The sequence below is a fragment of the Singulisphaera rosea genome (assembly GCF_054877945.1).
The window spans coordinates 192,140-203,534 of sequence record NZ_JBTYIP020000020.1 but is presented as its reverse complement, the minus strand read 5'-3'; the positions used below and the strand labels follow the sequence as shown (position 1 = coordinate 203,534).

Sequence of the window (11,395 nt, the reverse complement as noted above, 5' to 3'; positions counted from 1 at the left end):
GGAGGCCGACGAGCTCCAGTCCGAATCACTGCGTTTGATCGCGTTGTAGCCAGAAACGGGGAATCGATTTTGACGTAAGTCGATCCCCGGCCCGGAAAATCCCACCTCGGCAAGCTGGAACTTCGGTCTAGACCGCGGCTTGCATCTTGCCATCCGATGGCCTATGGTTGCCAGCTCTCGCAGGACGCAAGCGATTTCAGTTAGTTGTGGAGATGCGAAAATGCTCGAATGGATGCTGGCCGCTACGCAGCCGTCGAGTGATGGGTAACCGTTGCGCCTCGGATTCAAAACGAAAAGGATTCACCACAAAGGCACAAAGAACACAAAGGAGACGTTACCGACAAAAGTCCCGGAAGGATGTATGGGATAAATGGTAGGTTTAGAAGATTTTGCTCGCAAGTCTTTCTGGGGCCGAGACTTGCGGCGCGAACCTCTTCGCCTCCGACCATTTTTACTTCCCGGAATTATGTACGGACGTTCAATTTTGTCGGTGATGTCAAAGGAAGAAAAGATTGAGAATTTTCTTTCCTGATCCTTTGTGATCTTTGTGCCTTTGTGGTGAATCCTCCCCGCATTGATCTCCTCAATGGGCCTGTAGCAGCGGGGGCATGGGGCAGCCGAGGGAGTCGGAGATGGCCCGGAGCATTTCGCCTTCTTCGACGGTGACGCGGCCGTCGGCGCCGATGCAGGCGGCGCAGGCTTCGAGGATTTGCTTCTTGAGTGTGGGCGACCCGGCGGCGAGCCGCCCGAGTGCGGCGTCGATCTCGGGGATGTTGATGGCGTCTTCGAGCAGGGGTTGTGACGAGAGGCCCGGCCAGCCGAGGGCGTTGGATCCTTCGACGTAGGCCCGGCCGATGGTCTCGGGGTCGGAGTGGCCGACCTGGGCCAGGGCCGAGAGGACGAGGGAGGCGGGAGCGACGAGTCGCTCGGGGGTCGTGGCGGTCACCGCGGGGGGCTTGGCGCCGACGACGTGCGTGACGACTTGCCGGAACAGGAGCCGTTCCAGGGCGTACTCGAAGAGGGTTGTCGTGCGATCGGCCTGGATCAGGGCGTCGACGCATTGCAGGAAGCCGCGGAGCTGCGCCGGGGTCATCTGGCGGAGCGCGGGCGCGGCCAGGTCCACGAGGGGGAGTCGAGACTCGGGTGGGAGTCGCAAGGCGTCGGATTGCATCCGACGGGCCTCGAGCACGGCCGCGGGGAGTCCGTGCGTCTCGAGCCAGGAGAGCTGCGAGCCTCGCACCGATTCGTCGGCATCGAGCAGGAGCGCGAGGATGGCGCCCTGCGCCCCCAGGGGGTCGCGGACGGCGTCAGACATTGTGCGGGGGAGCGATTCCAGCAGGCTGGCGGCGTATGCGAGCTGCGCCGGGTCGGTGGTCCCGATCTTCGCGATTGCCCGGCCGAGGTCGAGCCCCCCTGCCCCCTCGGCTTGTCCTGCCCGGCGCGGGGGCGCGGGGCGGGGAGCCTCTTGGGACGAGGCGGGCTCCAACGCAACCTTGGAGAAGTCGCCGTCGAACGATGGGTCGATCCGCCGGATCCGATCGACGAGGGGCGGGTGGGTCGCGAGAAGGCCGGAGAGCTGGCTTTTCCCTTCGACGGCGTTGCCGAAGAACATGTGACTCGCTTCTTCCGCGTGCGGGTTGCGGACCAGAGAGCCATCGGCCGAGGCGCCGATCTTCTTCAGGGCGCCGGCGAGGCCGTCGGGGTTGCGCGTGAATTGCACGGCGGAGGCGTCGGCCAGGTACTCACGCTGGCGCGAGACGGCCGCCTTGATCATGTCGCCGAAGAAGACCCCGGCGTAGCCGATGATATAAAGCGCCATCCCGAGCAGCGGCAGGGCATTGTCCCCCTTGCGCCGATCGTCGCTGTTGCCGTTACCCGTGCTCCGGAGGATGACCCAGCCCGTCAGGCCGATCAGCAGGATGCCGAAGAGCACTCCCATCAGCCGAAGGTTGAGCCGCATGTCGCCGTTGAGGATATGACTGAACTCGTGCGCAATGACGCCTTGCAGCTCGTCGCGCGAGAGGAGCTGCACCGCGCCCGAGGTGATCGCGATCACGGCGTCGCCCGGCGCGTAGCCGGCCGCGAAGGCGTTGATCCCTTCTTCCCCCTCGAGCAGATAGACGGGCGGGACCGGCACGCCGGAGGCGATGGCCATCTCCTCGACCACGTTCAGGATCTTGCGCTCGGCGGGGTCGGACGTATCCGGGTGCAGGAGCCGGCCGCCCAGCAGCTCGGCGACCGTGTGCCCGCCCCCCGCCAGGGACGCGATCCGATACAGGCTCCCCCCCGCCACCAGCGCCGAGGTGCCGATCGCAACCAGTCCGAACAACCCGGGATCCCAGAGCCACGAGAGCCCGAGGACGCTCGAAGGGTGTCCCGACTTGGCGAAATGCGTGATCGTCGCGACGCTCAGGTAGATCGACACGACGATCGCGACGACCGCCAGGACGAAGTAGGCGATCAGGATGCCCGTCTTCTTCCTCGCGGCGTCCTGGTTCTGGAAGTAATCCATGAGGAGTCCGGCCTCGAACCTCGCCCCGAGTCGGGGCTGAACGCAACCAATTGGCGAAGATATGAAGTTTTGCGAATCTTGTAGGGTGGGCTACGCCCACCGAGCCTTCCCCATGCCGGCGGGCGGTGCCCACGCTACGAAGTGCGGATCAATTCACTCGCCGGCGCTTCGGGCTTGTAGACATGATTCATCGGATCGTCTGTTGCGTGTAACCCTGGCGCGTTGCGTCCTAGAACGAGACCCGAGGGGCTTCGCGTTCCTTGGGGGAATCGACTTCGAAGAGTTGGGCCGGGAGGAAACCCGCCATGCCGGCGATGACGGAGGCGGGGAAGAGCTCGCGCTGGGTGTTGTAGCTCATCACGGCGTCGTTGTACGCCTGCCGCGCGAAGGCGACCTTGTTCTCGGTCGAGGTCAGCTCTTCCTGGAGCGCGAGCATGTTCTGGTTGGCCTTCAGGTCCGGGTAGCTCTCCGTCAGGGCGAAGAGGCGGCCGAGGGCCCCGGAGACCTGGCCTTCGGCGGCGCCGAGTTTCTGCATGGAGGCCGGGTCGCCGGGGTTGGCGGCCGCGGCTTGCTGGGCGGTCACGGCCTTGTTCCTCGCCTCGATCACGGCCTCGAGCGTCCCTCGCTCGTGCTTCATGTAGCCTTTCACGGCCTCGACGAGGTTCGGGATCAGGTCGTAGCGCCGCTTCAACTGGACGTCGATCTGGCTGAATGCGTTCTTGTATCGGTTGCGGAGCGTGACCAGCGTGTTGTTGACGCCGACCCCGTAGAGGATCAACAGAACGAGGACGGCCCCGACCCCGATCAGGGCCCCGGCCGTGGTCGATAGCGCGAACAGAGGGGATGGCAGCATGGCGCAGGCTCCCGACAATCCGACTCGCCTCGGCCGGGTCGTCCGGGCCGAGGCGAGCGGGTGACCTGATTGACTTTACGGGAAACGGTCGTTTGATCGAAGAGGTAGGACCGGGATCCGCCTCGTTTCGTGGCCGACTCAACACGAGCGCCATGGTGAGACGAGAGTGCCCCGCAACTCCCTCGAGATGCGGGGCACTCTGACTCTCGCGGCGACTTTCTTCGGCAATCGGTGGGACTGCGGCCCCGCGCCTTGCTGGTCATTTGCTGAAGCTAAGTCCCGGGTCGCTCGGCGGGGCGCCGAGGGCCTGGAATTGGAAATGGCCGTCGTCCTTCCAGGCGACCTTGCCGACCATCGGGGGCTGGTCGGGGGGGAGGAGGGCGAGGGTGTCTTCGCCGAAGGTGGCCTCACCCTTGAACTCCCGGGGCTGGCCGTGGTCGGTCACCTTCCAGGAAAAGCCCTTGGAGTTGTCGAGGCTCAGGGTGATGGAGATGTCCTGCGCCGGGCTCGCGCTCCAGGCGCCGACGAGCCTGGACGGCACGGGATCCTTCGGGAGCGGCGGGCCCGAAGGGGCGTTGGCATCGGCCGGAGCACCGGCGTCGGGCCCCTGCCCCGGGCCCGCGGGAATCGGGTCGGGCGGGGGCAAGTCGGCCGGGGGCGTGGACGGCGCGGTGCTGGCCACCGAAGGATTGGCCTTGGACTTGGTGAGCGCGTCGAGGAGCTGCGCCGAGAGCCGGTCCTGGGGCTGGAGCGCGATCACCTGGTTCAGCTTCGAGATCGCCGCGTCGGTGCTCCCCTGTGTCATGTAGAGCGAGGCTAGGACGAACCGGGCGGCCGCGGCCCTCGGGGTGGCGTCGCAGTAGCCTTCGAGGCCGCGGAGCTGTTGGGTGTAGACGTCGACGCTCGGATAGAGCCCGATCAGCGTCGTCCAATCCCAGCCGGGCCCGACCGACAGGACCGTGTAGAGCGGCACGGCCGCTTCGTCGTAGCGTCCCATCGAGAACAGGGTGACGGCCCGGAATTCGTGGAGGATCGGGTCGTTGGGCGTCTCCTTGATCGCCTGGTCGACCTTCGCCAGGGCCTGGCCGTAGTCGCCGGCTTTGAATGCCCCGCGGGCGGTGTCGAAGGTCGACACCGACTGGTCGATGACGGTCTGCGGCGGAGGCTCGCTCATGATGTCGAGCGGGCGCGAGTAGTCGTAGACGACGGGGGGTTGGTTGACCACGACGGCAGGCTGCGACACGACGGCGACCGACGAGCCGTAATAGGGGTTCGAGTAGCTCGAATAGCCCCAGCTATTGAGCAGCGAGCCGACGCCCCAGGCCGCGACACCAATGCCGACACCCCAGCCGAGGGCACTGTTACCCCAGTTGCTCCCGCCCCAGGAGTTGTAATTGCCGTTCCAGTAGCCGTTCACCCAGCCCCGGTGATAGGCCACGTACGGGTTGGGGCGGGACCAGCCGCCGCCGTACCATCCCCCGTTCCATCCGCCGTACCCGGGCCGATAGCCATAGCCACCGCCATGGCCATATCCAGGTCCGCCGTATCCGGGCCGATAGGCATACCCGGCGCCGCCGTATCCTCCGGGGGGCCGATAACCGCCCCCGCCGGCGTAGCCCGGGTGGTAGCCGCTGCCGCCATAGCCCCAGCCGCTGAAGCCGCCGCGGTTGAAGTTGTTCCCGTTGTGGATGTTGGTCTGCCGGACGTTGTTGACGTTCGTGTTCTGCCGGACGTTGTTGATATTGTTGTTGACGTTGTTGACGGTGACGTTCGTCGGGCCCTTGACGTTCGTGTTGTTCTGGATGTTGGTCCGGTTGTTGGCGTTGACCCCGACGTTGGTCCGGTTGCCGATGTTCGCGCGGTTGTTGTTGACCGTGTTGCCGACGTTCGCGCGGTTGTTGATGTTGGTCCGGTTGCTGATGCCGAGGTGGTCGCCGCCGATGTGGGTGTTGTTGCCGACGTTCCCACGGGGGCCGACGATGTTGGTCGGCCGGTTGACGTTGTTGATCCCGCCGAAGGCTTGCCGGTTGAAGTTGGCGCCGGGGGCTCCGGCGGGTCGACCTGGCATGGCCCCGCCGGGTCGGCCCGGCATACCGCCACCGCCACCGCCGGGTCGGCCCGGCATACCGCCACCGCCACCGCCGGGTCGGCCCGGCATACCGCCGCCCGGACGGCCGCCGCCCCCGCCACCTGGGCGGCCGCCGCCGCCGCCGCCGCGGCCGCCTTTTTGTGCTTGCGCGGGGCCGACCGTCGTGATCATCGCGATCATGGTCAGGGCGAGGATTCGGGACTTGGTCGACATGGGGGCCTCGTCAGTGGGGGGGGGAAACGGGTTCGCGGTTGTGTCCAACAAAAGGGGTGGTCGGGGTCGCCAGGTCACGTCACGTTACTTCGGCTGCGGAGGCTTCCGCACCATGAGCAACTCGTCGATGTCGTCCGTGATCTCGTCTCCCAGGGTCCGGTCGAGCGACTTCCAGCCCAGGTGATCCTTGTCGACGAACGTGAGAACCTGGGTCGCCGTGGTGGTCCGGCCGTCGGGGCGTACTCCCATCGCCTTGATGACCCACTGGTTCCCGGAGCGCATCCAGAGTCCCTCGCTGTGGCCGCCGTTCGAGTCGAAGACCCACGACTTGATCTGGTTCGTCAACGGGTCCCAGCCGATCCTGTGACTGCCGGTGAGGGCCTCTTTTCCCTTAATACGGACGTCGAACGAGCGGATGAGGAAATTTTTATTGTCGGCCCAGGAGACGGACGACGAGACGACCGCGTCCTCGCTCTCTTCGATCCAGTCGCCGACCATCCACTCGAGTTCCTTGAGGTGCTCGTGTGGGCTGATCTGGGCGTCGGGGAGCTCGCGGAGGCTTGCCACGAGCCAGCGGTCGTCGACCTTGACCTCGATCGCCGTGAAGTGGCCGCTGCTCGGCGGCATGCCGTCGGGCGGGGTGACCTTCATCCGGCCGGTCGCCCGCGCGACCCCGGGAGTGAGGAACTTGACCGATTCGACGGTCGTCTCGACCTTGTCGGTCGTGTCGGAGGCGATCCGGGAGGCGTAGTGCTCTTCGATCGCCGCGCGGCCCTGGATCGCGGCCCCCAGCTCGTCGATGGCCTCGCCGTCTTCGGTGAAGAGGCCGGCGATCGTCTTGGCCTCTCCCTTCTGGAAGGCCTGGATGAGCGCCTCGATCGTGGCCCGGACCTCCTTCTCGCCGGCCGTCGTCTTTTCGGCGGGCTTCCCCGGCTTCCCTCCCTCGGGAGAAGCCTTGGGTTCGTCCGCCGCGCGGAGAGCGGTTGCCGACAGCAACACACCGAGGAAAACCAAGGGTCGTGTTTTCATGTCCGAACGCCTGTCTCCTGAGAGTCGACGGGGATGCCCCGGATCGATTCGCCGGCGAGTGCCTCGCGCCCCACGGCGGTCCTGTCCCGCCCCATGATGGCCTCGGCGCACACCTGCGGCAAGCGATCGTCATGCGAATCGTGCGCCGGCCGTCAGGGGGTGGGAGTCGAGCCAAATCCGTCGACCAGGAAAAATCCGACACGGGTCCAACGTCCCCGGCTTTGGGGATCCTTGTCGTCCCGGACCCGGAGGGTGAGCGTGTGTGGGCCGTCGGGCAGATGGTCGGCGATCAGGAGGAAGGTGGGGTTGTGATATTGGCGATGGAAGGCCGCCTGATAGGGGCTGAACGTCGACCAGGCGCCGGCGTCGACCCGGTAGTCGGCCTTGCCGGAGTCCGGCCCGACGTCCGCGACGATCCCGATCGTGTCCCCTCGGAATTGGAACGTCAGCTCGGCGCCCGGGGTCTCCGAGGCGGCGAGCCTGGGCAAGGCCTGGCCTCCGAGTGTTCGGTCGAGGGTCCATCCCGCGGGCAGCGACCGCGAGGCGTCGGCCATCCCGACGTCCTCCCAGCAGTCGGCCCGCAAGGGTGCGGGGAGTTGAGGGGCTTTCTTGCTCATGCCTCGACGTTGTTCGGCGTTGAGGAACCCGGTGACGGCGTCGGCGAAGAGGCGATAACCCGCGTCGGTGGGATGGCAGGCATCCTTGCTGAAGGCATCCCACGAGATTCGGCCGTCCGAGAGGCGTCGGGCGGCATCGAGGCCGACGTTGATCGCCGGGATCCCGTAGTGGGCGGCGACCCGTTCGTGGCGGGCCACCGAGGTCGGGAGCCGGCCCACGCGGTAGTCGTCGAGCATCGCCTGGTGGAGCGTGTAGACGAAGACGACCTCCGCCTCGGGATCGCGACGGTGGATCTGGCGGACGATCCCCTCCATCGCGCGGTCGACCTGCTCGTCGGGGGTGCCGAGGTCGTTCACGGCGTACTCCACGAACACGAGCGCCGGCGCGTGCTCGAGCACGTCACGCCGAAGACGGAAGGCCCCGAGCACGGATCCCAGACCGCTGATGTTGTGGTTGGTCTCCCTGATCGTCGCCTTGGGGAAGTTCGCGCGCAACCAGGCCGTCGTCAACGCCCGCCACGATGTCCGTTCCGAGTCCGACGCCCCTGCCCCGTTCGTGATCGACCCGCCGAGGTATGCGACCGTCACCGGTCCCCCCGTGCGGAGCCTGGCGACCGTGTTCGGCAGCCCATCACGCGCCTCGACCACGCGCGGGAGTTCGGTCCCTTGCGCCGACCCGATCAGCAGACATCCGACGATCAGCCCCGCACGAATGCTCATTGCTGAACGCTCTCGATTGAGGATCGTTGCCCGGCGTCCCTCGAGGCCGGATCGACCGAGGGGCGTTGCCATCGTACGGGGTCCCCATCCTCTCATCGAGCGGAATCGGGCAGGCTTCACGCCGAAGTTGACCGAGTCCTGTCCGGTCGACTTGGTCGGGGATTCACCACAAAGGCACAAAGACCCGAAGAAGACCGGGAGTGAGTCCAAAGGGAATTCGCTCTCTGGTCTCTCCCCTTTGTGTCTTTGTGCCTTTGTGGTGAAAAACGGGCCTGGGAGCACCTCGATCGAGATTTCCGACGTACTCCGAAAAGATTTGCCGATCCTCCGCGAATCCATTCAAAGTCTCGCCCGGCGATTGTGTAAGGATGTGTCGGCGTCCGTCCATGGGCCGCGATTCCGCGGTAAGGGACGGGGTACGGGATGCGGAGACGGCGACGTCTCCCGCTCCTTGTGCGCACCGCCGCCGACCTTGCGAGACTCCAGCCTTATCGTGAGGGAGCGGGTCTGGGCCTGGAATCGACGGGCTCGGGGTCGTTCGACGTCCGCACCTGCGTCGGCGAGAGGATTCGCGCCGTCCCGACGGCCTCCGGCCTTCGTGGCCAAAACCCCTTCAGGAATCCCCATTCATGAACGCCCGGTCCCGTTTCCTATCGATCGATCGCCTGGTGTTTTCCTTGTGCGCCCTGGCGCCATTCGTCGGGGCGAGCTCGACGTACGCCCAGAACGGTGCGGTCGGCGTCGCCCACCCGGCGACGGGGCTCAAGGCCGACGGCGACCTCGGCGACTGGCCGAAGGATGCGACGATTTATCCCATCGCCCGCCTCGAATACGGCGACAAGCTCGCCGGCAAGGACGACGTCAAGGCCCAGTTCCGGATGGCGTACGTCGTCGACGAGAAGGCCCTCTATGTCGCGGTCGAGGTGAGCGATGACTCCGAAGTGCTCGATAAGCCGGGCCCCGTCCAGTGGGATGCGCAGGACGGTTGCGAGCTCTACCTGAACGCGGCCCACGCCGGGCTCGGGTCGCCGACCGTCCAGTATGCCCGCTACGGCAACCAGGACCAGGTCGTCGGGCCGTCGGGGGCCCTGGACAAGTCGGCCAAGGTGGCCGTGGTGCGGACGGACAACAAAATCGTTTATGAGTGGCGGGTCAACCTCGACGCCGACCTCGCCACCGACCGGGTGATCGGGTTCGACATCTCGGTCGAAGACAAGGACAAGGACGGCTCGTTCTCGTGGCTCTCCTGGGGCCCCGGGACGCAGAAGGTCGACATGCCCGACCGCTGCGGCGAGTTCCTCCTCGTCCGCCCCGACACGAAGCTCGGCGAGGTCTCCGGGAGCATCGCCTGGAAGGACGGGGCGGGAGCCGTCCTCCCCTCTCGGGTCCGGATCCAGTCGACCCAGTCCGACCCGCTCTGGCGCGAGGCGAAGGTCGATGCTTCGGGGGAATATAAGGCCTCGGACCTCCCCGAAGGCCCCTACTCGATCCACTCCGTGGACTCGACCGACCTCCGCGTCGACAGCAAGCCGCACGTCGACGTCGTCGTCAAGGCCGGGAGCCCGGCGAAGGCCGACCTCCTCCATGTCGTGGCGGTCCCCTGGCCCGGCCTGATCGGCGATAAAGGGGTGCTCATGAGCGCGGGGCCGATCGACACCGAGGCGCTCGACCGCGTCGTGAAGGCCTACCTCGACTATTACAAGATCCCTGGGATCTCGTATGCGGTTATCAAAGATTTCAAGGTCGTTGCTCACAACGGCCTCGGCGTCAAGGACAGCGTCACTCGCGAGCCGGTGACGGACGACACGACCTTCGAAGCCGCCTCGATGACCAAGCCCGTCTGCGCCTACTTGACCCTCCGCCTCGTCGACCAGGGCGTCCTCGAGCTCGATAAACCCCTCTACACGTATCTCCCCTACGAAGACATCGCCTACGACGACCGCTACAAGCTCATCACGGCGCGCATGGTCTTGACCCACCGGGGAGGGTTCCCGAACTGGCGGAGCGGAAAGCTCGACATCAAGTTCACCCCGGGCACCCAGTTCTCCTACTCGGGCGAAGGGTTCGTCTACCTTGGCAAGGTCCTCGAGAAGCTGACCGGCAAGACGCTCGTCCAACTCTGCCAGGAAGAGGTCTTCGGCCCGCTCGGGATCGGGCACGCCTCGCTCGTCTGGACCGATGAGATCGCGAAGCTCACGGCCAGCCCGCACGGCGGCTCGTCGCCACTGGGCAAGTGGAAGCCGGAACAGCCCAACATGGCGGCCAGCCTGAACGTCGACGCCAAGAACTACGCCAAGTTCCTGATCGACTACGTCCAGGGCCAAGGTCTCAAGGAGGCGACCTCCAAGGACATGCTCCGCTCCCAGAGCGCGATCCCCGACGACCCGAAGTCGTCATTCGGATTGGGCATCGGCATCGGTGAGACCCCGCTCGGCAGCCACTTCGGCCACGGCGGCCGAAACACGGGGTTCACGAGCCTCTCGATGCTGTATAAGAGCCTTGGCGCCGGCTTCGTGTTCCTCGTGAACAACGACGACGCCAGCAAGATGGAAAAGATCTTCAATGCCTACCTGTTCACCGGCAACGAAGGGTTGAAGAACGTCAAGCCGGAGATGCGGAAGCTCGCCAAGGTCGACCCGAAGGTCTATGACCGATACGTCGGCCGCTACGAGATCAACCACGAGGCGACCCTGACCATCTCGCGCGACGGGGACAAGCTCATGGGCCAGCCGTCGGGCGACAAACCATTCCAGCTCTTCCCCGAGTCCGAGACCGCGTTCTTCCTCAGCCCGACCACGGACCGCACCATCACGTTCGAGAAGGACGCGAGCGGCAAGGTCGTCCGCTTTGTCCTGACCGCCAACGGCCATACGAGCGTGGCGAAGCGAGTCGAGGTCGATGCGTCGCCCGCGTCGGCGGCGGACGTGTCGCACGGGAAAACCTCCCTGTTTCACACCATCCGCGACCTCGACGGGCAGCTCTTCGCGGCCTTCAATGCCCTCGATGCCGACACGATCGACAAGTTCTTCACGGACGACGTCGAGTTCTACCACGACCAGGGAGGGCTGACCCGGTCGCGAGACGCCCTCGTCGAGACCTTCCGAAAGAAATTCCGCGAGAAGGACAGCCGGTTGCGGCGGGAACTCATCGAAGGCAGCCTGGAGGTCTATCCGATCTCCGACATCGGTGCCATCGAGCTGGGCAAACACCGCTTCTTCCAGACCGCGGGCGGCAAGGCCGAGCGCGAGGTGACCGTCTCGCGGTTCGTCCACCTGTGGAAGAAGGCGGGCGACCAGTGGAAGGTCTCACGCGCCATGAGCTACGACCACAAGAGCGTTGACTGAATTCGGTCTCCAGGCCCG

General features: G+C 65.8%; 6 protein-coding genes. 1 reads left to right on the top strand and 5 read right to left on the bottom strand.

The features are described 5' to 3' along the window. Nucleotides 1-583 precede the first annotated feature (583 nt). From ACYOEI_RS28020 to ACYOEI_RS28000, 5 genes are all read right to left on the bottom strand, one after another. Nucleotides 584-2,512, bottom strand: coding sequence for a M48 family metallopeptidase (locus ACYOEI_RS28020; RefSeq protein WP_462852954.1), 1,929 nt, complete (start codon nt 2,510-2,512; stop codon nt 584-586). A 229-nt stretch (nt 2,513-2,741) separates the two neighbouring features. Beyond that, entirely contained in the window at nt 2,742-3,365 is a 624-nt protein-coding gene (locus ACYOEI_RS28015; RefSeq protein ID WP_462852953.1) for a LemA family protein, read from the bottom strand. A gap of 259 nt (nt 3,366-3,624) precedes the next feature. Beyond that, nucleotides 3,625-5,667: a tetratricopeptide repeat protein gene (locus ACYOEI_RS28010; RefSeq protein ID WP_462852952.1), complete on the bottom strand. Its 2,043-nt coding sequence runs from the start codon at nt 5,665-5,667 to the stop codon at nt 3,625-3,627. Nucleotides 5,668-5,751: 84 nt separating this feature from the next. After that, the gene (locus tag ACYOEI_RS28005) at nt 5,752-6,696 is read right to left on the bottom strand and encodes an SgcJ/EcaC family oxidoreductase (RefSeq protein WP_462852951.1); all 945 of its coding nucleotides are present in this window, start codon (nt 6,694-6,696) and stop codon (nt 5,752-5,754) included. A gap of 152 nt (nt 6,697-6,848) precedes the next feature. Further along, entirely contained in the window at nt 6,849-8,033 is a 1,185-nt protein-coding gene (locus tag ACYOEI_RS28000) for an SGNH/GDSL hydrolase family protein (RefSeq protein WP_462852950.1), read from the bottom strand. Nucleotides 8,034-8,662: 629 nt separating this feature from the next. On the opposite strand from ACYOEI_RS28000, the gene ACYOEI_RS27995 reads away from it, so the two are divergent. Then, entirely contained in the window at nt 8,663-11,377 is a 2,715-nt protein-coding gene (locus ACYOEI_RS27995; RefSeq protein ID WP_462852949.1) for a serine hydrolase, read from the top strand. Nucleotides 11,378-11,395 lie beyond the last annotated feature (18 nt).